Below are 22,315 nucleotides of genomic sequence, written 5' to 3'. Positions count from 1 at the left end.
GGGGCGGTTTTCAGATGAAAGCGTGGGGAAAGGGGACGAGGCGCGGGATCCGCACTCCCGCGCCTCGTCCGGAGGTCACTTCGCGACGAGGAGCCCGGAGGTCTTCTCCCGGGCCGTGTCGAAGCGCTCCTTCACGTTGTCCCAGTTCACGATGTTCCAGAACGCCTTGACGTAGTCGCCCTTGACGTTCTTGTAGTCGAGATAGAACGCGTGCTCCCACATGTCGAGGAGGAGCACGGGGACGGTGCCGGCGGCGAACTGCGACTGCTGGTCGAAGAACTGCTGGATGACCAGGTTCTCGCCGATCGAGTCCCAGAACACGCCGGCCCAGCCGGAGCCCTGGATGCCCAGCGCGGCGGCGGTGAACTGGCCCTGGAAGCCCTCGAACGACCCGAAGTGGTCGTCGATGGCCGCGGCGATCTCGCCCTCCGGGCGCTCCTGGCCCTCGGGGGTCAGGTTCGTCCAGAAGATCGAGTGGTTGGTGTGACCGCCCAGGTTGAACGCGAGGTCCTTCTCGAGCTTGTTGATGTTCGCGAAGTCGCCCTTCTCGCGGGCCTCCGCCATCTTCTCGAGCGCGGTGTTGGCGCCTGCGACGTACGTAGCGTGGTGCTTCGAGTGGTGAAGCTCCATGATCTGCGCGCTGATGTGCGGCTCGAGAGCCGCGTAGTCGTAGGTGAGTTCAGGAAGCGTGTACTGAGCCATCGGTCGCCTTCTCTTTCCTCAGGGGATTCTCGACGCGCAGAACGCGCGCCGAGGGGACATTCCTCATCCTAGTGACGCGTGCGCGCCGCGGAACCCGATTGTTGCATCTCGCGTCCGCTCGCGCGAGCGCGCAGAACGCGGGAAGACCCCGCAGCGGACGGATCCGTGCGGGGTCTTCCCGGGCGCGTCAGACGCTCTCGCTCGCGGCGGGCACCGCCGATTCGGTGCCGGGCACGCCCTCGGCGACGGCGCGCTTGTCCGCCATGGCCAGCAGACGGCGGATCCGCCCGGCGACGGCGTCCTTCGTCAGCGGGGGGTCCGCGTGGTGTCCGAGCTCGTCGAGGCTCGCGTCGCGGTGCGCGAGGCGCAGCTGTCCGGCTTCCTTGAGGTGGTCGGGCACGTCCTCGCCGAGGATCTCGAGCGCGCGCTCGACCCGAGCGCACGCGGCGACCGCCGCCTGGGCGGAGCGTCGGAGGTTGGCGTCGTCGAAGTTGACGAGGCGGTTGACGCCCGCGCGCACCTCGCGGCGCTGACGCATCTGGTCCCACTCGCCCGCGGCCTTCTCGGCGCCCATCGCGACGAGCATCGCGCGGATGTCCTCGGCGTCGCGGATGACGACGCGGGGCACGCCTCGCACCTCGCGCGACTTCGCGGAGATGCCGATGCGGCCCGCGGCGCCGACGAGAGCCATGCCGGCCTCGCCCGACGGGCAGGACACCTCGAGCGACGCCGATCGTCCCGGCTCCGACAGCGATCCGGTCGCGAGGAATGCGCCGCGCCAGACGGCCGCGAGGTCGTCGCGGTTGCCCGTCGTGAGGCGGTTCGGCAGGCCGCGCACGGGACGGCGGCGCATGTCGAGGAGGCCGGTCTGCCTGGCGAGGGTCTCGCCCCCGTTGACGACGCGCACGGCGAAGCGCTCGCCCTCGCGAGCGCCGGACGCCTGGATGTGGGCGAGCTCGGGGCGCACCCCGTAGATCTCGGCGATGTCGCGGGCGGTCCGCAGCGCGAGCCGGCGGTCGTCGACCTCGGCCTCCACGGCGACGCGTCCGGCGATCGAGTGCAGGCCGCCCGCGAAGCGCAGAAGGGCGGTCGTCTCGGCCACGCGCACCGTCGGGCGCGGGTCCCGGACGGCGATCAGCTCGGCCTTCACATCGGCAGTCAGAGCCACGGATCTCCTCACTCGAAAGACGTATCGCCCCCTTGCGGGAGCGGGGCAACAGCTTATCGCGTGCCCTCTCCCGCGTCCGGGGTGGAACTCACAGCGGCCGGGTTTCGCCGGAGAGGGGAGGCCGTGTTAGGGACGCGTCACTCGCGCCCGAGGTCGCGGTGGCGCACCCGCACCTGCAGGCCGGGGATCGTCTGCAGGAGGGCGCCGAGCGCGAGCGACATCGCGACCGAGCGGTGCTTCCCGCCCGTGCAGCCGATCGCGACGGTCGAGTGCGTCTTGTTCTCGCGCTGGTATCCCTCGATCACGGGCCGCAGCGCCTCGACGTACGCGTCGAGGAACTCCGCCGCGCCCGGCTGGGCCAGCACGTAGTTGCTGACCGCCTCGTCCTCGCCCGTGAGGTGGCGCAGGTCGTCGTTCCAGAAGGGGTTCGGGAGGAAGCGCATGTCGCCGACGAGGTCGGCGTCGGCGGGCAGCCCGTACTTGAAGCCGAAGCTCAGGATCGTCATGCGGTGCCGCGGGGCGTCGTCGTCCTCGAAGAGGTCTGCCGTGCGGCTGGCGAGCTGGTGGATGTTGAGGGTCGAGGTGTCGATCGTGACGTCGGCTTCCTCGCGGATCGCGGCGAGCTGGCGGCGCTCCTCGCGGATCCCGTCGAGGAGGGTGCCGTCGCCCTGCAGGGGGTGGGGCCGGCGCACCTGCTCGTACCGTCGGACGAGGACCTCGTCGCTCGCGTCGAGGAAGACGATGCGGAGGTTGTTCGCGTCGCGCAGCTGCTGGGCCGTCGCGGGCAGCTCCGACAGCCGATCGCCGCCGCGCACGTCGACGATCGCCGCGACCCGCGGCAGCTGTCCATCGATGCGCCCGGCGAGCTCGAGGAGCGGGCGCAGCATGGCGGGTGGGAGGTTGTCGACCACATACCAGCCGTGGTCCTCGAGCGCGTTGCCGACGGTCGTGCGGCCCGCCCCGGACATGCCGGTGATGATCAGGACCTCTCCGCGCTCCTCAGCCACGTCATCACACTATCGGGTCAGGTGGCGGTGGACGCTCTCGGCGAGCACCCGCCCGAATCCCGGCAGCTCCTCGATCTGCTCGACCGTCGACTCCCGCAGCGCGGCGACGGATCCGAAGTGCTTCAGGAGCGCCTTGATGCGCGCCTCCCCCAGCCCCGGCACCTCGCTGAGAACCGTGCGGATGTCGCGCTTCCGCTTCTTCCGCTGGTGGGTGATCGCGAACCGGTGCGCCTCGTCGCGCAGACGCTGGACGAGGTAGAGCGCCTCGGAGGTGCGCGGCAGGATCACCGGGAAGTCGTCGTCGGGGAGCCAGAGCTCCTCGAGGCGCTTCGCGATGCCGGCCAGCGCGATCTCCGTGTGGCCGGACTCGCGCAGCGCGCGCGCCGCCGCCGCGACCTGCGGCTGGCCGCCGTCGACGAGCAGCAGCTGCGGCGGATAGGCGAAGCGCCGACGCCGCGAGGCCTCGGTGACGACGCCCTCCTCGTCGCGCGTCGCGAGCTCGGCCTCGTCGACCGGCTCCTCCCCCGGATCGTCGAGGTGGGCGAGCCGCCGGGTGAGCACCTGGTGCATGCTGTCGGTGTCGTCGGTGGTGTGCGCGATCGAGAACGTGCGGTACTGATCCTTCCGCGGCAGCCCGTCCTCGAAGACGACCATCGAGGCGACGACGTTCGTGCCCTGCAGGTGCGAGATGTCGTAGCACTCGATGCGCAGCGGCGCCTCGCTCATGCCCAGCGCCTCCTGCAGGTCGGCGAGGGCCTGCGAGCGGGCCGTGTAGTCGCTCGACCGGCGGGTCTTGTGCCTCATGAGCGCCTGCTGCGCGTTGAGGGTCGCGTTGCGCATGAGCTCGGCGCGCTGCCCTCTCTGCGCGACCTGGATCTCGACGCGCGATCCGCGCTTGCCCCCCAGGAGCTGCTCGAGCTCGGCGTGCGCGGACGGCAGCGTCGGCACGAGCACGCGACGCGGCACGTCGCTCCCCTCCGCCTCGCCGTAGGTGCGCTGCAGGATCTGCTCGACGAGCTCTCCCCCCGAGATGTCGAGCTCCTTGTCGAGCGTCGTCGAGTGCACGCCCCGCACCCGCCCGCCGCGGATGACGAACAGGTGCACGGCGGCGGCCAGCTCGTCCTCGGCGATGCCGATCAGGTCGGCGTCGGCCTTCTCGGGCAGCACCAGCGCGCTCTTGCTGAGCACCGCGTCGACCGACTCGAGCTGGTCGCGGTAGACGGCCGCCTGCTCGTAGTCCATCGCGGCGGCGGCTTCCCTCATGCGCGCGGTGAGCTCGCGGGTCACCCGCTCGTCTCCGCCCTGCATGAACGCGACGAAGTCGTCGACGATCGCGCGATGCTCCTCGACCGTCACCTTCTGCGAGCACGGTCCGCCGCAGCGGCCGATCTGCCCGGGGAAGCACGCCTTCCCCGTCTCCATCGCCTTCTTGTACGACGAGTCGCTGCACGTGCGGATCGGGAAGATCTTGAGCATCAGGTCGATCGTGTCGCGCACCGCCCACACCTTCGGGTAGGGCCCGAAGTACTTCGCTCCGCGGATCCTCCTGTTGCGGGTGACCATGACGCGGGGCGCCTCGTCGGCGAGGGTGATGGCGAGGAACGGGTACGACTTGTCGTCGCGGTACTTGACGTTGAACGGCGGGTCGAACTCCTTGATCCACTGGTATTCGAGCTGCAGCGAGTCGACATCGGTCGGCACGACCGTCCACTCGACGCTCGTGGCGGTCGTGACCATGCGCCGAGTGCGCTCGTGCAGGGTGCGCAGCGGGGCGAAGTAGTTCGAGAGCCTCTGGCGGAGGTTCTTCGCCTTGCCCACGTACAGCACCCGGCCATCGGGCCCGCGGAACCGGTACACGCCCGGATTCGTGGGGATCTCCCCCGGCGCCGGCTTGTAGGGAAGCTGATCGGCCATCGGCTAGCGGGAGGAGGTCTGCGCCTTCGCGGCGCTGCGGCGGGCGGTGAGGCCGAGCGTCTCGGCGAGGAACTGCCCGGTGTGGCTCTCCTCGACCTTCGCGACCTGCTCGGGCGTGCCGGTGGCGACGATGGTGCCGCCGCCTGACCCGCCCTCGGGCCCGAGGTCGACGATCCAGTCGGCCGACTTGATCACGTCGAGGTTGTGCTCGATGACGATGACGGTGTTGCCCTTCTCGACGAGGCCGTTCAGCACCTCGAGGAGCTTGCGCACGTCTTCGAAGTGGAGGCCCGTCGTCGGCTCGTCGAGCACGTACACGCTGCGTCCGCGGCTGCGCTTCTGCAGCTCGGTCGCGAGCTTGACGCGCTGGGCCTCTCCGCCGGAGAGCGTGGTCGCGGCCTGACCGAGCCGCACGTACCCGAGGCCGACGTCGACGAGCGTCTTCATGTAGCGGTGGATCGCCTGGATGGGCTCGAAGAACTCCGCGGCCTCCGCGATCGACATCTCGAGCACCTCGGCGATGTTCTTGCCCTTGTAGTGCACCTGCAGGGTGTCGCGGTTGTAGCGCTTGCCCTCGCAGACCTCGCAGTCGACGTACACGTCGGGCAGGAAGTTCATCTCGATCTTGAGGGTGCCGTCTCCCGAGCACGCCTCGCAGCGGCCGCCCTTGACGTTGAAGCTGAAACGGCCGGCCTGGTAGCCGCGCACCTTCGCCTCCGGGGTCTCCGCGAACAGGGCGCGGATGCGGTCGAAGACGCCCGTGTAGGTGGCCGGGTTGGATCGCGGCGTGCGGCCGATGGGCGCCTGGTCGACGTGGATGACCTTGTCGAGGTGCTCGAGGCCCGTCACCCGCTTGTGCTTGCCCGGCACCGTGCGCGCGCCGTTGAGCTTCTGCGCGAGGACCTCGTAGAGGATGTCGTTCACGAGGGTCGACTTGCCGGATCCGCTCACGCCCGTCACGGCCGTGAAGACGCCGAGGGGGAACGAGGCGTCGACGCCGCGGAGGTTGTTCTCCCGCGCGCCCTGCACCGCGATCATGCGCTTGCGGTCGATCTTCCTGCGCTTCGCCGGGACCTCGATGCGGCGGCGCCCGGCGAGGTAGTCGCCGGTGAGCGAGCGCTCGTCGCCCGCCAGCTGCTCGTACGGGCCGGAGTGGATGACCTCTCCCCCGCCCTCGCCCGCGCGGGGCCCGATGTCGACGACCCAGTCGCTCGACTCGATCGTCTCCTCGTCGTGCTCGACGACCACGAGCGTGTTGCCGAGGTCGCGGAGGGCTTCGAGGGTGCCGATGAGCCGGCGGTTGTCGCGCTGGTGCAGGCCGATCGAGGGCTCGTCGAGCACGTAGAGCACTCCCGTCAGCCCCGTGCCGATCTGCGTGGCGAGCCGGATGCGCTGCGCCTCGCCGCCCGAGAGGGACCCCGCCGAACGGCTGAGCGTGAGGTAGTTGAGGCCCACGCGCAGGAGGAACTCGAGGCGCACCCGGATCTCGCGCAGCACCTGCGCGGCGATCATCGCCTCGCGGTCGGTGAGCTCGATCGAGTTCACGAGCTCCATCGTGTCGTCGAGGCTGAGGTCGGCCGCCGCGGCGATGGATCGCCCCGCGACCTTGACCGCGAGCACCTCGGGCTTGAGGCGCGCGCCCTGGCAGACGGAGCAGGGGATCTCGCGCAGGTACTCGGCCCAGCGCGCCCGCTGCGTGTCGCTCTCGGCCTGCGCGTACTGGCGCTCGATGTACGGGACGACGCCCTCGAAGCCGCTGGCGTAGCGCACCTCGCGGCCCCAGCGGTTCTTGTACTGGACGTTGACCTTGTAGTCCTGCCCGTAGAGCACCGCCTCGCGGACCGACTCGGGAAGCGCGCGCCAGGGCGTGTGCAGGGAGAAGGAGAGGTCGTCGGCGAGCCCCTCGAGGAGGCGCTCGTAGTACTGGAACAGCCCCTTGCCCTGCGTCGTCCAGGGGACGATGACGCCCTCGGCGATGGACAGCTCGTCATCGCCGAGCATGAGGTCGACGTCGACCGACATCTTCGTGCCGAGCCCCGAGCAGACCGGGCACGCGCCGAAGGGCGCGTTGAACGAGAACGTGCGCGGCTCGATCTCGGTGAGCTGCAGGGCGTGCCCGTTGGGGCACGCGAGCTTCTCGCTGAACGACTGCCAGGCGTCGTCGCCGTCCTCGTCGACGAAGTTGACGTCGACGACGCCGTCGGTGAGGCCGAGGGCCGTCTCGACGGAGTCGGTGACGCGCGAGACCATGCTCTCGCCGCGGGCCACGAGGCGGTCGACGACGACCGCGATGTCGTGCTTGTACGACTTCCTGAGCTTCGGGGGCTCGGACAGCTGGATGAGCTCGCCGTCGACGATCGCGCGGGAGAATCCCTTCGACCCCAGCTCGGCGAACAGGTCGACGAACTCGCCCTTCTTCTGGCTGACGACGGGAGCGACGACCTGGTAGCGGGTGCCGTCGGGCAGCGCGACGAGCTGGTCGGCGATCTGCTGCACCGTCTGGCGCTGGATCGTGGCGTCGCAGACCGGGCAGTGCGGGATGCCGATGCGCGCCCAGAGGAGGCGCATGTAGTCGTAGATCTCGGTGATCGTGCCGACGGTCGAGCGCGGGTTGCGGTTGGTCGACTTCTGGTCGATCGAGACCGCGGGGCTGAGCCCCTCGATGGCGTCGACGTCGGGGCGGTCGACCTGGCCCAGGAACTGCCGCGCGTAGGCGCTGAGCGACTCGACGTAGCGTCGCTGGCCCTCGGCGAAGATGGTGTCGAACGCGAGGCTCGACTTCCCCGATCCCGACAGACCCGTGAACACGATCATCTTCTCGCGCGGGATCTCGAGGTCGACGTTCTTGAGATTGTGCACGCGGGCACCGCGCACGGTGATCTTCTGGGTGGTGTCTACGGGGATGATCGGCACGTCGTCGATCCTACGTCCGACCTCGGACATTCGGACGCATGTTCGAATGGATTCTCAGCTTCCTCGCCCCTCCCGGCGGACGCCGGCCTTCTCGGGGTGCTCAGGGCGGATCAGGCGTGGCCGGCCTTCTCCATCTGCCGCAGCTCGTACTTGAGGTCCTGCACCTCGTCGCGCAGCCGGGCCGCGAGCTCGAACTTGAGCTCCTCGGCCGCCTGCAGCATCTGCTGCGAGAGATCGGCGATCGACTGCTCGAGCTGCTCGGCGCCCTCCGCGGCGATCCCCTCGCGCTTCCGGACGGGAGTCGCCGCGCGACCGCGACCGCCGTCCTTGACGCGGGGATCCTTCTTGCGCTTGCCGAGCAGCTCGGCCGTGTCGGCCTCCTCGCGCGCGAGGCTGTCGGTGATGTCGGCGATCTTCTTGCGCAGGGGCTGCGGGTCGATGCCGTGCTCGCGGTTGTAGGCGATCTGGATCTCGCGACGACGATCGGTCTCGTCGAGCGCCCTCCGCATCGAGTCGGTGATGCGGTCGGCGTACATGTGCACCTGGCCGGCGACGTTGCGCGCCGCGCGGCCGATGGTCTGGATGAGCGAGGTCTCGCTGCGGAGGAAGCCCTCCTTGTCGGCGTCGAGGATCGCGACGAGCGACACCTCGGGCAGGTCGAGGCCCTCGCGCAGCAGGTTGATGCCGACGAGCACGTCGTACACGCCCTGGCGGAGCTCGGTGAGCAGCTCCACGCGGCGAAGCGTGTCGACGTCGCTGTGCAGGTAGCGCACCCGCACGCCGTGCTCGTCGAGGAAGTCGGTGAGCTCCTCGGCCATCTTCTTCGTGAGGGTCGTGACGAGCACGCGCTCGTCGCGGTCGACGCGGAGGCGGATCTCCTCGAGCAGGTCGTCGATCTGGCCCTCGGAGGGCTTCACGATCACCTCGGGGTCGACGAGGCCCGTCGGGCGGATGATCTGCTCGACGACACCGTCGGCGATGCCCATCTCGTACTTGCCCGGCGTCGCGGACAGGTAGACGGCCTGGCCGATGCGCTCCTTGAACTCGTCCCACCGGAGGGGGCGGTTGTCGAGCGCGCTCGGCAGGCGGAAGCCGTGGTCGACGAGGGTGCGCTTGCGCGACGCGTCTCCCTCATACATGGCGCCGATCTGCGGGACCGTGACGTGGGACTCGTCGATGACGATCACGAAGTCGTCGGGGAAGAAGTCGAGCAGCGTGTGCGGGGGCTCGCCCGCCTCGCGCCCGTCGAGGTGCCGCGAGTAGTTCTCGATGCCCGAGCAGAAGCCGATCTGCTGGAGCATCTCGAGGTCGAAGGTGGTGCGCATCTTGAGGCGCTGGGCCTCGAGGAGCTTGCCCTGCTTCTCGAGCTCGGCGAGGCGCGCGGCGAGCTCGGTCTCGATGGTCGTGATCGCGCGGGCGACCGTGTCGGTGCCCGCGGCGTAGTGCGTCGCGGGGAACACGGCCACGGCGTCCATCTTCTCGATGACTTCGCCCGTGAGCGGGTGGAGCTTCTGGATCGCCTCGATCTCGTCGCCGAAGAGCTCGATGCGGATCGCGTGCTCCTCGTACACCGGGATGATCTCGATCGTGTCGCCCCGCACGCGGAAGTTGCCGCGCGAGAAGTCGACGTCGTTGCGGTTGTACTGCATCGAGATGAACTGCCGGATGAGCGCGTCGCGGTCGTAGCGCTCGCCGACCTGCAGCGCGACGAGGGACCGCAGGTACTCCTCGGGCGAGCCGAGTCCGTAGATGCAGGAGACGGTGCTGACGACGATCACGTCGCGGCGGCTCAGCAGGGAGTTCGTCGTGGAGTGCCGGAGCCGCTCGACCTCGGCGTTGATCGAGCTGTCCTTCTCGATGAACGTATCGGTCTGCGGCACATACGCCTCTGGCTGGTAGTAGTCGTAGTAGGAGACGAAGTACTCGACGGCGTTGTGCGGCATGAGGTCGCGGAACTCGTTCGCGAGCTGCGCCGCGAGGGTCTTGTTGTGCGCGAGGACGAGCGTGGGCCGCTGGATCTGCTCGATGAGCCAGGCGGTGGTCGCGGACTTCCCCGTTCCGGTCGCGCCCAGCAGGACGACGTCGGTCTCGCCGGCGTTGATGCGGGCCGCGAGCTCTCGGATCGCCTTCGGCTGATCGCCGGAGGGCTGGTACTCGCTGACCACTTCGAAGGGTCGCACGCTGCGCGTCGTCTGCATGCTCCCAGGCTATTCCCGCCCTCCGACATCGGAACCGGACGGACGGATCCTCTCAGCTTCCGGCGGGGCGGAGCCTCCTCCAGAGCGCGTCGGCCTGCGCGAGCGTCTCGTCGATCGTCCCGGACGTGTCGACGACGGTGTCGGCGAGGGCGCGGCGCTCGTCGTCCGACGCCTGGTTCGCGATCCGGGCGCGCGCGTCCTCCGCGCTCATGCCCCGCTCGGAGACCATGCGGGCGACGCGGGTCTCTGCGGGCGCGTGGGCGACGACGACGTGATCCCACTCCCCCGTCCCTCGCGCCTCGGCGAGCAGCGGCACGTCGTACACGACGACCGCGTCGGGATCCGCGTCGAGCGCGGCGCGGAAGCGGCGGGCGGTCTCGGCGCGCACGGCGGGGTGCACGATCGCGTTGAGAGCCGCGAGGCGGTCGGGGTCGGAGAACACGAGGGCGCCGAGGGCGGCCCGGTCGAGGGACCCGTCCTCGGCGAGCACGTCGTCGCCGAACGCCTCGACGATCGCGGCGAGCACCGGCTCGCCCGGCTGCTGCAGGTCGCGGACGACGCGGTCGGCGTCGACGACGACCGCCCCGTGCTCCGCGAGCCGCCGGGAGATCGTGGACTTGCCCGACGCGATCCCGCCGGTGACTGCGATGAGGGGCATGGCCTCAGCGTATCGGTCGCGCCGCCCGCTCTCGCCGACCCTGCCGGCCTCACCCGACCGCGGCGCAGCCGGGCCCGGTCGGGTCCTCGAGGCACGTGCTGTCGACGAGCCCCGTGCGGATCTCGTAGACCTCCACCTCGGTCGTGTGAGCGGCCGGCGTGACGAGGCCCTGGACGGGGTGCGCTCCCCACCGCCCGAAGTCGACGACGGCGGAGTAGGACACCGAGACGGTGACGACGTAGGCGCCCCGCTCCGCGTAGGCGTGGCTGGTCGGCGTGGCCGTGAGCTGCTCCTGGCCGAGCTCCTCCCAGGTGCCGACGCCGCCGGACACGGTCTGCGCGGATCCGTCGCCGTAGTCGATCGCGTAGCTCGCCGGCGTGAAGGTGACGCTCACGGGCAGATCGAACAGGGTGCCGCCGACGGTGTGCACGGGCGCGGAGATCGCGACGTTCATGGGCGCGCCGCGCACGCCGATGCCGTGGGGCTCGATGACGGGGCCGACCGGCTGAGGGGCGAAGGAGGCGACGTCGCTCACCCGGATCGGCGGGATCTCGGGCACCGGATCCTCCCCCGGCGGAGGCTCCTCCGCCGGGCCCGGCTCGTCCGGGGGCAGCTCGCCGCACACGATGCCGAGGGGCACGCCGTCGGGGTCGAGGCACTGCCGCCCTCCCCCGCCCGTGTCGCCGGGAGATCTCTCGTCCGGCGCCCGCTCTCCCGGGCCGCCCGGGAGCGCAGGGCCCGGGACGGGGACGACCGGCGGACCGCCAGGCGCCGGCGGAGCGGGATCCGGGGCCGGCGCGGAGGGGCCGGGGACGGGGATCTCGCCGCCGATGATGACCTCGTCGCCGGGGTTCTCGGTGCAGATGCCCAGATCGATAGCGATGGTGTTACAGGATGACGAAAAACCCTCCGTCGCGTCCGCTACTTCCGCGCCAGCGCCGAGAAGGCCTCCAGCAAATAGCAGGACAGATATCAACACGACCTTCCTTCTTCCTCAGAAAGCTCCGAGATCAGGAGTTCTGAGTTGATCGAGGTGAAATCGACGACCACCTGATAGCGAGGGCTATCCTCGCGGGGCGTGACGACCTCACCTTGCGCATCTTCAACGAATAGCCCGCTACCGTCAATGCAAACTTCCGCTGAGACGGCGATGCTCTCACCCGTCTCGCTATAGCTAATCGGTTCGAATGCCAGGATCTCGGTTCGACCGCCCATCACCAGGCCATTCTCGTCGAGCCATTCTTGCCCGTCCCTCTCGCCATCCTGCATCTCCGGCGTCAGGTACTGCAGATAGCTCTCGTCGTCCCCGCCCGCATACCGCTCCATCGACGCCTCGTGGAACGCCCGATACACCTCCTCGGCCTCGGCGTACGCCCGCTCCTCCGTCCAGGTCGGCTCGGGCTCCTCCGCCGCGCAGGAGACGAGGACGAGGCTCGCGAGGAGAGCGGAGGAGGCGAGGAGTCGACGTGCCATGCTCAGCACGCTAGAGGCTTCTGGGATCCCTCGCTGAAGTTATCCACACCCGGTCCGGCGTCGGATCAGTCGTCGTCCTCGTCGTCGAGATCGTCATCATCGTCGTCGTCGAGATCGTCGTCGATGTCATCATCATCGTCATCGTCGTCGTCATCGTCGTCGTCATCGAGGTCGACGGGCGGAGGGGGCGCGACGGGCTGCGGCGCGTCGCCCGTCCCCGTGCCGGCCTCTCCGGAGTCCGCAGAGCCAGGGGCGGGCTCGGGATCCGTGCTCGGAGACGGGGACGGGGAGGGAGACGGCGTCGCCGAGGGGCTCTCCGAGGGCGTCGGCGAGGGCGTCTCGGACGGCGCGATGAGCGGCGCCTCCCGGACGACCGTCGGCTCCTCGTCCGGGGCCAGCGCGGAGGCGATGCCGATCGCCCCGAGCACGATCGCGGCGGCGCTCGCGGCGATGCCGATGCCCAGCACCAGGCCGTTTTTTGTCATGTCCGGTCCTCTCGTCCGCGCGGGGTCGCGCTCCTCAGCCTGTCATGCATCGCCGGTCTCCTCGAGGCAGAGGCGCAGGAGATCCCGTCGCGCCGCGTCCCGCCCGGGCGGGCGGAGGAGATGCACGCTCGCGATGCGGAACCGCGCCGCCCGTCGCCACGCGTCCAGCCGCTCCGGGCCGACGTCGAGTGCTCTCGCGGCCGACGCGATCTCTCCTCGCGCGAGCCGCGCACGACGACGCGGCCACGCCCCCTGCACGACCGCGAACTCGACGTGCGCGAGGAGATTGCCGAGGTCGAGCGCCGGGTCGGCCCGCGCGCACGTGTCGAGGTCGATGACGCCGATCCCGTGCTCCGGATCCCACAGCAGCTGCTTGTCGTGCAGATCCCGGTGGGCGGCCGCTCGCGCGGGTCCGGCGCCGGCGACCACGCGTCCCGCCAGCCGCCCCGCCGCGGTGCGCAGCAGATCGGCCTCGCGGTCGTCCCGCGCGCGCTCCGCCGCTCGCTCCGCCCACTCGCTCAGGATCCGCGCCTCGTCCTGCGCGTCATGGGGCGGCAGCGCGGAGGCGTCCGCGTCGGCGACGCTCGAGACCCACGCCTCTCTCCAGGCCCGCCATGCCGCACGCCACTGCTCCTCCGAGAGATCGCGGTCCCCGCCGAGCTCGTGCAGCGTGCGCCCGGGGATCGCCTCGATCTCGATCGCGTCGGCGCCGCGCGCGAGCAGACGGGGCACGGCGAAGCCGCCGGAGAAGGCATCCGCCCCGCGTTCGTGGGCGTCCGCCGCCGCCTCGCCGCGACCGCGGCGCAGGGCCTTCGCGTACCCCTTCCCCTCGGCGAGCCGCACGACCGCGCGGCGTCCGGGCCGATGCGACACGATGGTCCCGCGCCGCGCGAGCGCCCCGAGAGCGGGCAGGGCGGGGTCCTCCCCGGGGGCGAGCATCTCGGCCGTCCCGTCGGCCCGCAGGAGGCCGCCTCGGATCTCCCCTCCCCGACGCGCCTCGAAGGGAGCGGGGTCTCCGGGCCAGACCCGCGCGATCATCCAGGCGGCGCCGCCGATGACGACGACCGCGGGCGCCTCGGGGATCATCCGAGCACCTCCCTCGCCGCGGCGATCTCCGCGCGCACGGCCTGCGGCCAGCCAGGCAGGGCCGTGCGGAACGGCTCGACGGCGCGCTGCAGATGCGCGATCGCCCGCCAGGCGCGGATCGCGTCGGCATCCGGCGCGCCGCCCGCCTCGCGATAGCCGTCGACGAGCGCCTCATCGCCGCCCGCGGCGAGGAACGCCCCGAGATCTCGCTCGGGCTCTCCCCGCGAGGCGCGATCGAGGTCGATGATCCGGATCACTCCGGCGCGGACGAGCACCTGGTCGGGCGAGAGGTCGCCGTGCACGAGTCCCGCGTGGCGCGAGGAGGCCGCGCACCCCGCCTCGGCCGCGACGTCTCCCGCGCTCTCCGCCGCGTCCGGGAGGATCGCCCGGATCGCGTCCATCGCCCCGGCGACGACCTCGCTCCGCGAGGGCGCGGCGAGGGGAGGGTCGTCGACCGGGACGCGGTGGAGCGCCGCGAGCGCGCGTCCCGCCGCGCGCGCCGCGGTCGGCGACGGGACGGACGCGAGGTCGCCCTCGCCCCACCAGGTTGTCGTCGTCGCGCGCGCGCCGAGGCGGCGCGGCACGAGCACCGGGATCCCTCGCGCGGCGAGACGCTCCGGCACGCGGACGTCCTGCTCCCGCGCTGACGCTTTGACCACATGTCCCCCGCTCCGCACGACGAGCCGCCGGAACGGGTTGTAGCGCAGCACCTCGCCGGACGACGATGCGAGAGCGGCCTCCTCGATGCCCCGCGCGAGCGCGCGGTCGGCGACGGCGGGAGCGCTCAGCGCGGCGTGCCCGATCGGCGTCGCGGACGCGCCGAGCCGCGCGGCGCGGCGCGCGTGCTTGGCGATCTTCGCCGGATCGGCGTGCGCCGCCGCCCAGAAGGCGCGGCCCGCTCGGTCGCGCAGGGAGACGACGGTCGAGGAGCCCGGCTTGTAGCGCAGCCGCTCGATGCGCACGGGAGAGCCGAGCGCGTCCGACAGCGCCTCCGCGTCGAGGAGGAGCGCGAGATCGGGCAGCAGCGGTTCGCGACGGACGATCTCCTGGGTCTCGGCGAGGCCTGAGACGGCGCTCATGCGGCGCTCCCTGAGAGCTCGGGCGCGGCGCTGCGGAGCCACCCCGCGAGGCGCGAGTCGTCGCGGGAGAGCAGCTCGCCGGGGGCTCCGTCCTCGACGATGCGGCCGCCCTCGAGCCAGACAACCCGGTCGGCGGCGCGGATCGCGGCCGGATCGTGGGTGATGGCGATCGTCGTCCGACCGGCGGTGAGCGCCGCGACGGACGACGACACCCGCTCCTTCGACGCGGGGTCCAGCCCGGTCGTCGCCTCGTCGAGGACGACGACCGGCGCGTCCCGCAGGAGAGCGCGAGCGATCGCGATCCTCTGGCGCTGACCGCCCGAGAGCGTCGCGCCGCGCTCTCCGAGCTCGGTGTCGTAGCCCTCCGGGAGAGCGCGGACGAAGTCGTCCGCGAGAGCGCGACGGGCGGCTTCCTCGACCTCGGCGTCGGTCGCGTCGAGCCGCCCGCAGCGGATGTTCTCCCGCACGCTCGCGGCGAAGAGCACCGCCTCCTGGAGCACGACCGAGACGCTCGCCCTGAGGCTCTCCAGGGTCGCGTCCCGCACGTCGACGCCGTCGATCGAGACGGAGCCCGCCACGGGATCCGCCATGCGCGTGACGAGGCCCGCGAGGGTCGACTTCCCCGCGCCGGACGGACCGAGGACGCACACGGTGCTCCCCTCCTCGATCGCGAGCGACAGGCCGCGGAACAGCGGATGCCCGCGACCGTCGTCCACGTCGACGGCGTCGAGGACGACGCGGCCCCGCACGCCGCCCGTCAGCTCGACGAGCGAGCGCGCCCCGGGGCGGTCGTCGATCTCCGGGCGCGCGTCGAGCACCTCCGCGACGCGCTCGCCCGACGCCAGCGCCCGCGCGATGCGGCCCGTGAACTTCGCCAGATCCTTCAGCGGACGCAGCGCGAGCTTCAGGTAGGTCGTGAAGATCACGAGGTCGCCGGGGGTGAGGGCGCCCTCGACGACCCGCCACCCGCCGACGACGAGCACCACGGCGAGGGCGAGGCCGACGATCACGTCCGTGCTCCGTTCGAGCCCCGCCGCGAGGCGCCTGGACGCGACCCCCTGCCCGAGGGCGCGCTCGTTGCTGCGTTCGAAGACGCGCCCGCGCAGCGTCTCGAGGCCGTACGCCTGCACGACGCGGATCGCGCCGAAGGTCTCCGCGGCCGCGTTCGCGATCTGCCCCTCGCTGCGCCGCGTCCGGCGGGAGACGGCGACGATCCGTCGGCCGCTGGAGCGCGACATGATCCCGTAGACGAACCCGGCGCAGGCCACGACCACCGCGAGGAGCGGATCCATCGCGACCATGACGCCGGCGAGCACGACGAGGGTGATGACGTTGCCGACCAGCGGAAGCCCCGCGGACACCGCGACCTCCTGCAGCCGGCCGACGTCTCCCACGAGCCGCTGCACGTTGTCGCCGTGCGGTGCGTGCGCGTGGTACCGCTGACCGAGCGACTGGAGGTGCGCGAACACCCGTGACCGCAGCCGCGTCGCGACGCGGGAGCCCACGAGGGCGAACGCGATCGTGGAGCAGTACTGCGCGGCGGCGCGCAGCCCGACCACGCCGAGCAGCAGGACCCCGCACGACAGGAGGAGGCCGATGCTCGCGCCCGGCTGACCGGACGCCGCTCCCTCGGTCGCGCCGAGGCTCACGGTGACGGCGTCGACGACGATCTTCAGCGGCCAGGGCTCCGCGACCCGCAGCAGCACCTCCGCCAGCATGGCGACGAGGCCGCCCGCCATGAGCCATCCCTGTCCGCGCAGGTGAGGTCGGGCGAGCCGAAGGGTGCGGCGCACGCCGCGGATCATGCCGTCCTTCGGAGCCGCGGGACTCATCGGGCCGCTCCTTCCCGCTCGGCGAGGATGCGGTCGAGCACCCGATCCCAGTCGTGCTCGCGGAGGGCCTGTTCGCGCGCGGCGGCCCCGAGGCGCCGTGCGAGCGGGCGGTCGTCGCGGAGCCGGACGAGCGCGGAGCGCAGCGCGCCGACGTCCCCGGGAGGCACGAGGAGCCCCGTGCGCCCGTGCTCGACGAGCGTCGGAAGCTGGCCCGTCGCGGAGCCGACGAGGGCGAGCCCCGCCGCGAGGTACTCGAAGGCCTTGAGCGGCGAGAAGTAGTCGTCTGCGGTCTCCGGATACGGTGCGAGGCCCACGTGCATGCCGCGGAGGGCGGACGGGACCCGCGCATGGGGCATCGCACCCCGCCAGCGGACGTCCGCGCCGCTCCCCTCGGCGCGGCGTCGGAGCGCGTCGCGCTCCGGCCCGTCGCCGATGATCGTCAGCCGGACGCCGTCGAGGCCCCGGATCGCGTCGATCGCGGTCTCCACCCCGTGCCAGCTCTTGAGCGATCCGACGAAGACCGTCTCGAGCGGGCCGTCTCCGATGTCAGCCGGGGCGAACGCCCGCACATCCACCCCGTTCGGAGCGACGACGGTCCGCAGGGGCGGGGCGCCCCGGTCTGCGGCCCAGCGGGCGACGGGATCCGAGACGCAGGCGACGACGGACGCCGCCTCGAGCACGCGTCGGGCGGCCCGCTCCGCCCCGGCCTCGTCGACGAGCGTCCGGTGGGCGCGCTGCTCGTCGATGAGCGGCGCGTTGACCTCGACGACCGACGGGGCGCCGACCCGCGCCGAGACGTCCGAGAAGAGCGAGAGCCGCTCGTACACGAGATCGCATCCGTCAGCGGCGACGCGACGCGCGATCTCCGCTGCGGCCCGCGCGACCCCCCGCTCGCGGTCAGCAGGCTCGCCGCCCGCGACGGGGACGACCACGACCGGCGCCCCCTCGACCCGGTCGGCTCCCGCCCGCACGGCGTAGACCGTCACCTCGTCTCCCCGCCGCCGGAGCGCCCGCACGATCTGCTGCACGTGCACCGACGCCCCCTTCGCGCCGTCGACGGGGATCCCCGGATCGGCGCACACGTACGCGATGCGCATCAGGCCGCCTCCTCTCGCCCCACGCGGATCCCCGCGGTGAGCTCCGCGTGGGCGCGAGCCTGAGCCCGCGCGTCGTGGCGCCTCTCGACGAGTTCCCTCGCCGCGGCCGACAGCGCCGCGACGTCCGCCTCTCCCTCCGCGATCCGCCGGAGGGCGCTCGCCAGCGCGAGCGCGTCCCCGGGAGGGCAGACGATCCCGGTGTCGCCGTCGACGACCACCTCCGGGATTCCGGTGACGGACGTCGAGACGCAGGGCACTCCGGTCGCCATCGCCTCGAGCAGCACGGTCGGGAGGCCGTCGGCGTTCCCGTCGGATCCGATGATGCAGGGGGCGACGAACACGTCCGAGGCGCGCAGCAGCTCCGACACCTCGTCCTGCGGCAGCGGCCCGGGCATCCGCACGCGATCCGACAGGCCGAGACGGGCCGTCTGCCTCCGCAGGTCGGAGGCGAGCTCGCCGTCTCCCGCGAGCGTGAGCCGCGCGTCGACGCCCCCGTCGCGGAGCGCGGCGAGCGCGTCCAGGAGCACGCGGAACCCCTTCTTCTCCACCAGGCGGCCCACGGCGGCGATCCGCAGCGTCCGGTCGGCGGGGCGCCGCGGGGCGCGATAGGGGAAGCGCTCGACCTCGATCGCGTTCGGGACGAGGCGGATGCGGTCGGCGTGGGCGGGCGCGACGACCCGGAGGAAGCGCACGTTGAAGGCGCTGACCGTCGCGGCGTACGCCGCGTCGGAGATGAGCGTGCGCAGCCGCTCGGGATCGACGGACTCGTGGAAGAGGTCCTTCGCGTGGGCCGTGAACGAGTAGGGGATCCCCGCGATCCGGCTCGCGAGGCGCGCGACGACCGCCGCCGACGTCGCGAAGTGCGCGTGCAGGTGCGAGAGCCGCTCGCGCCGGGCGTGCTGCGCGAGGGCGACGGCCGCGATCGCCTCGTCGACCTCCGCCGCGAGCAGGTCGGGAAGCGCCGTGGCGATGCCCTCGCCCACCCAGGGCTCCGCCTCGCGCAGCGCCTCCCACAGCGCGGAGGGGCGAGAGGGACGCGGAAGATACCGGACGGGAGCCGCTACCCGCGCGAGCTCCGGGTGGAAGCGCGGATCCTGCGAGGGGCGCAGGGCGAACACCGTGAGGCGTTCCCCCGCGGCCTCGCGAGCGAGCAGCTCGGTGACGATGAACGTCTCCGAGAAGCGGGGATAGACCTTCACGACGTAGCCGATGCCGCCGCGGGGCTCATCCACGGGGTCGGTCAGGGCATCAGACGGCAACGCTCTCTCCCTCCCTGACGTGCGACACGGGCTTCCGGAGCCGCGTCGCCGCGGCGAGGTCGGGGATCCGGGCGAGTCCGTCGAGCGCGACCGCGGCGCGCGAGACGGAGCGTCCGGCGTTCGCCGAGAGCCAGCGGCCGATCGCCGCCGGGGAGACGTCCCAGGGCGACAGGATCTCGATCGCGCCCGCCCGTTCGAGGGCGCCAGCGCGGATGCCCTGCTCGGCGCGGCGCTGACGGCGCGGCGCGACGAGCGCGGGGGTGTCCGTGCTCATCACCTCGCAGACGGTGTTGTACCCGCCCATGCAGACGACGGCGCTCGCGTGCCGGATGAGAGGGAGCGCGTCGGGCACGCGCCGGACGACCTCGGCGCCGCCGCCTGCGGCGTCCTGCACGCGGCGTCGATCCGCGGCGCTCATCTGCGGGCCGGTGACGACGAGATGGCGCATCCCGGCGGGGACGGGCGCGGCCGCCGCGGCCGCCGCGAGATCCGCGCCGTCGGATCCTCCCCCGACGGTGGTCAGCACGTAGGGGGCCTCGACGGCGTGCTCGTGCCCGTCGACGCGCCCCGCGGCGAGGTAGCCGGTGTGCGAGACGAGGTCCCGCAGCCCCGCGGGCAGCTCTCCCGAGGCCGCGAGATCGTGGACGCGCGGATCGCCGTACACCCAGATCGCGTCGAAGAGCGCGCGGATCGTGCGGGCGCCGCCGACGGCGCGCCACTCCTCGGCCGCCGCAGCGGGGGCGTCGAGCACGTCGCGCAGTCCGAGGACGATCCGGCACTCCGGATGCTCCGCGCGCAGCGCGCGGAGGCCGTCCTCCAGCTCCCTGGCGACGCCGAGCGGGTGGCGGTCGACGATGACGAGGTCCGGGGCGAAGGCCGTGACGGCGGCGCGGAAGGCGCCGCCGCGCAGCGCCGCCGCCTCATCGAGGCCGATCCCGAGCTCGCGGAGAGCGTATCCGCTCGCCGCGTGCCGGACGCCGGGGAGCACGAGCCAGTCCCACCCTCGGGGCGGGCGGAACCTCGTCGCCTCGGGACGGCCGGCGACGAGCAGGCCCGTGACGGGCTCGGACGCCCCCGCCGTCAGCGCGTGGGCGAGCGCGAGGTTGCGCCGGATGTGCCCGAGTCCCGCCGAATCGTGCGAGAACAGGACGATTCTCATGCTCACTGGAGTCTCCTCTTCCGCGGCCCCGCGGGTGCGTGTCGGGACCGTCCGCGTTCCACGCTCGTCGGCGCGGAGAAGAGGAGCGTGAGACGCAGATGAGAGGTCTCTCATCCGGCGGGATCAGCCCACGAGCCGATACCCCATCCCTCGCACGGTCTCGATCCGCTGCGCCCCGAGCTTGGCGCGCAGATAGCGCACGTAGACGTCGACGACGTTGGATCCGGGATCGAAGTCGTAGCCCCAGACGCGGCTCAGCAGCTGCTCGCGGCTGAGCACCTGGTCGGGATGGCGCAGGAACTCCTCGGCGAGGGCGAACTCGCGCGCCGACAGCTCGACGGCGACGCCGTCGACGGCCGCCCGCCGCGAGCGCACGTCGAGCGAGAGGGATCCGTGCCGGAGCTCCGACGGATCCGCCGCGGTCCGCGGTGCGTCCCGCAGCCGCACGCGCACGCGCGCGAGGAGCTCGTCGAAGCGGAACGGCTTCGGGATGTAGTCGTCGGCCCCGCCGTCGAGCCCCTGCACCGTGTCCTCGAGCGAGCCGTGCGCGGTGAGCATGATGACGGGAACCCTGCTGCCGCTCCCCCGCAGCGCGCGGAGCACCTCGAAGCCGTCCATCCCCGGCAGACCCACGTCGAGCAGCACCAGGTCGACGTCGATCGACCGCAGGAGCTCGAGCGCCTCGTCTCCGCGCGACGCGCGCTCCGTCGCGTGTCCGGCGGCGCGCAGCCCCTTGTCGACGAAGGTCGCGATGCGCTCCTCGTCCTCGACGATGAGGATCCTGCTCATCGTTCCTCCCTTTCCTCGTCGCTCGCCGCTCGCCGCGGCAGGACCATGGTGAAGCGCGCTCCGCGCCCCGTCGCCGTGTCGAGGTCGACGCGTCCCCCGTGCGCGCCGACGAGCGCCTGCACGATCGAGAGTCCGAGGCCGGATCCCGCCGTGCCGCGGCTCTCCTGCGCGCGGCCGAAGCGCTCGAAGATCCGCGCTCTGGCCTCGTCTGGCACTCCGGCGCCGTCGTCGTCGACCCAGCAGCGCAGGGCGTCGCGGTCGAGCGAGCTGCCGATCTCGATGCGCGTGCCGGGCGGAGAGTGCTTGGCCGCGTTGTCCGCGAGCTGCACCCACGCCTGCGTGATCTGCTCCGCATCGAGCACGGCGTCCCCGCGTGCGACGGGGCCGAGCCGCCAGTCGCGATCGGGGATGACCCGCACCTTCGCGAAGACATCGCGCGTCAGCTCTCCCGCATCCGTCGCGCGCGGGTGGTGGGCTCCGGCGCGCTCGGCCTCCGCGAGGTGCGAGATCTGGCCGATGAGACCGGACATGCGGTCCAGCTCGTCGATCGCGAGGTCGCGCGTCTGGACGACGTCCTCTGGATCCCGAGGGTCGACGAGCTCGAGATGCCCGCGCACGATCGTGACCGGGGTCGCCAGCTCGTGGCGCACGTCGTTGACGATGCGCCGCTGTCCGAGGAAGGCATCCTCGAGGCGGGCGATCATCGCGTTGATCGTCTCAGTGAGCTCGGAGAGGTCGTCGTTCCCCGTGACGGGGATCCGCTCATCGAGCGCGCCCGCCGTGATGCGCGCTGCTGTCGCCCGCAGCTCGCGGACGGGATGCAGCAGCCGCCCGGCGACGATCCACCCGACGAGCGCCATCACGACGAGAACGCCGAGCGCCACCCAGGCGTAGACGAGGAACACCGACCGCAGGTCGGCGAGGCGCTCGTCCAGGGCGATCGCCGAGACGAACAGCCCCTCTGCCTGATCCCCTTCGACGGCGAGCGGCACGGCGAGATAGCGGACCTCACGGCCCTCGAGCGCGGCGGTGCCGATGACGACGCCGCTCGTGCGGGCGGTCTCGGCGACGGCGGAGGCGAAGGCGGCGTCGGTCAGGTCGATCGTCGTGGGGACCCCTGGCACGTAGGCGGCGCGCCCGTCGATCATGCCGAGCGTCCCGCCTCCGAGCGGCGGCGGGATGAGGCGGACGATCTCCTGGACCAGCGCGTCGGCTCCCGCGAAGCCGACCGGCTCTGCGGGAGCGTCGGCGGGAGGAGTCTCGGAGGACGGGGCGGACGCGGCGGCGCCGCCGTCGACGCGGGCGGTCACGCTGGTGAGCTCCTGCCGGAGCTCCTCGTCGATGCCGTCGACCACGCGCGCCTGCTGCAGGAGGAAGGCGGCGGCTCCCGCCGCGAGGAGTCCGACCGCGGCGACGGCGAGGATCGCGGCGAGGATCCGCACGCGCACCGGCGCGCGCCATCGAGCGAAGGCCATGCGCGCTCCCTCCGTCGCGTC

General features: G+C 72.2%; 18 protein-coding genes. All 18 read right to left on the bottom strand.

All coding sequences use genetic code 11. The annotated features are described in order from the left end of the window. Nucleotides 1-75: 75 nt before the first annotated feature. Nucleotides 76-702, bottom strand: a complete 627-nt coding sequence (locus NHL53_RS01830) for a superoxide dismutase (RefSeq protein ID WP_433774569.1) — start codon at nucleotides 700-702, stop codon at nucleotides 76-78. Between the two features lie 187 nt (nucleotides 703-889). Further along, the gene (whiA, locus tag NHL53_RS01825; protein WP_433774567.1) at nucleotides 890-1,870 is read right to left on the bottom strand and encodes a DNA-binding protein WhiA; all 981 of its coding nucleotides are present in this window, start codon (nucleotides 1,868-1,870) and stop codon (nucleotides 890-892) included. 137 nt (nucleotides 1,871-2,007) lie between these two features. Continuing rightward, complete coding sequence (gene rapZ, locus NHL53_RS01820) at nucleotides 2,008-2,877, bottom strand: RNase adapter RapZ (protein ID WP_433774565.1); 870 nt, start codon at nucleotides 2,875-2,877, stop codon at nucleotides 2,008-2,010. Nucleotides 2,878-2,886: 9 nt separating this feature from the next. Beyond that, a complete protein-coding gene (gene uvrC / locus NHL53_RS01815) occupies nucleotides 2,887-4,791 on the bottom strand; it encodes an excinuclease ABC subunit UvrC (RefSeq protein WP_433774563.1) in 1,905 nt (634 codons plus the stop codon). Nucleotides 4,792-4,794: 3 nt separating this feature from the next. Then, a complete protein-coding gene (gene uvrA, locus NHL53_RS01810; RefSeq protein ID WP_433774561.1) occupies nucleotides 4,795-7,704 on the bottom strand; it encodes an excinuclease ABC subunit UvrA in 2,910 nt (969 codons plus the stop codon). Nucleotides 7,705-7,814: 110 nt separating this feature from the next. Then, on the bottom strand, nucleotides 7,815-9,902 hold the full coding sequence (uvrB, locus tag NHL53_RS01805; protein ID WP_433774559.1) for an excinuclease ABC subunit UvrB: 2,088 nt from the start codon (nucleotides 9,900-9,902) through the stop codon (nucleotides 7,815-7,817). Between the two features lie 52 nt (nucleotides 9,903-9,954). Continuing rightward, nucleotides 9,955-10,560, bottom strand: a complete 606-nt coding sequence (coaE, locus tag NHL53_RS01800) for a dephospho-CoA kinase (protein WP_433774557.1) — start codon at nucleotides 10,558-10,560, stop codon at nucleotides 9,955-9,957. A gap of 49 nt (nucleotides 10,561-10,609) precedes the next feature. Continuing rightward, the gene (locus tag NHL53_RS01795) at nucleotides 10,610-11,200 is read right to left on the bottom strand and encodes a hypothetical protein (protein WP_433774555.1); all 591 of its coding nucleotides are present in this window, start codon (nucleotides 11,198-11,200) and stop codon (nucleotides 10,610-10,612) included. 332 nt (nucleotides 11,201-11,532) lie between these two features. Beyond that, nucleotides 11,533-12,033, bottom strand: a complete 501-nt coding sequence (locus NHL53_RS01790) for a hypothetical protein (RefSeq protein WP_433774553.1) — start codon at nucleotides 12,031-12,033, stop codon at nucleotides 11,533-11,535. Nucleotides 12,034-12,098: 65 nt separating this feature from the next. Beyond that, the gene (locus NHL53_RS01785) at nucleotides 12,099-12,518 is read right to left on the bottom strand and encodes a hypothetical protein (RefSeq protein WP_433774552.1); all 420 of its coding nucleotides are present in this window, start codon (nucleotides 12,516-12,518) and stop codon (nucleotides 12,099-12,101) included. A 42-nt stretch (nucleotides 12,519-12,560) separates the two neighbouring features. After that, nucleotides 12,561-13,604, bottom strand: coding sequence for a hypothetical protein (locus NHL53_RS01780; protein ID WP_433774550.1), 1,044 nt, complete (start codon nucleotides 13,602-13,604; stop codon nucleotides 12,561-12,563). Further along, on the bottom strand, nucleotides 13,601-14,683 hold the full coding sequence (locus NHL53_RS01775) for a phosphotransferase (protein ID WP_433774548.1): 1,083 nt from the start codon (nucleotides 14,681-14,683) through the stop codon (nucleotides 13,601-13,603). The genes NHL53_RS01780 and NHL53_RS01775 overlap by 4 nt, the downstream gene beginning before the upstream one ends. After that, a complete protein-coding gene (locus tag NHL53_RS01770) occupies nucleotides 14,680-16,515 on the bottom strand; it encodes an ABC transporter ATP-binding protein (protein WP_433774546.1) in 1,836 nt (611 codons plus the stop codon). Before NHL53_RS01770 ends, NHL53_RS01775 begins: the two co-directional genes overlap by 4 nt. Then, nucleotides 16,512-17,612 (bottom strand): glycosyltransferase family 4 protein, encoded by a 1,101-nt coding sequence (locus tag NHL53_RS01765; protein WP_433774544.1) that lies wholly within the window; start codon nucleotides 17,610-17,612, stop codon nucleotides 16,512-16,514. Before NHL53_RS01765 ends, NHL53_RS01770 begins: the two co-directional genes overlap by 4 nt. Continuing rightward, nucleotides 17,612-18,871: a glycosyltransferase gene (locus NHL53_RS01760; protein WP_433774542.1), complete on the bottom strand. Its 1,260-nt coding sequence runs from the start codon at nucleotides 18,869-18,871 to the stop codon at nucleotides 17,612-17,614. The genes NHL53_RS01765 and NHL53_RS01760 overlap by 1 nt, the downstream gene beginning before the upstream one ends. Then, nucleotides 18,861-20,030: a glycosyltransferase family protein gene (locus tag NHL53_RS01755; protein ID WP_433774972.1), complete on the bottom strand. Its 1,170-nt coding sequence runs from the start codon at nucleotides 20,028-20,030 to the stop codon at nucleotides 18,861-18,863. The genes NHL53_RS01760 and NHL53_RS01755 overlap by 11 nt, the downstream gene beginning before the upstream one ends. A gap of 123 nt (nucleotides 20,031-20,153) precedes the next feature. Further along, on the bottom strand, nucleotides 20,154-20,819 hold the full coding sequence (locus NHL53_RS01750) for a response regulator transcription factor (RefSeq protein WP_433774540.1): 666 nt from the start codon (nucleotides 20,817-20,819) through the stop codon (nucleotides 20,154-20,156). Next, entirely contained in the window at nucleotides 20,816-22,294 is a 1,479-nt protein-coding gene (locus NHL53_RS01745; protein ID WP_433774538.1) for a sensor histidine kinase, read from the bottom strand. The genes NHL53_RS01750 and NHL53_RS01745 overlap by 4 nt, the downstream gene beginning before the upstream one ends. Nucleotides 22,295-22,315: the final 21 nt, after the last annotated feature.

The organism is Microbacterium sp. gxy059 (assembly GCF_050958665.1).
Taxonomy (GTDB): domain Bacteria; phylum Actinomycetota; class Actinomycetes; order Actinomycetales; family Microbacteriaceae; genus Microbacterium.
Note: the sequence above shows the minus strand (reverse complement) of the source record. Positions and strands in the feature narration are given on the sequence as shown.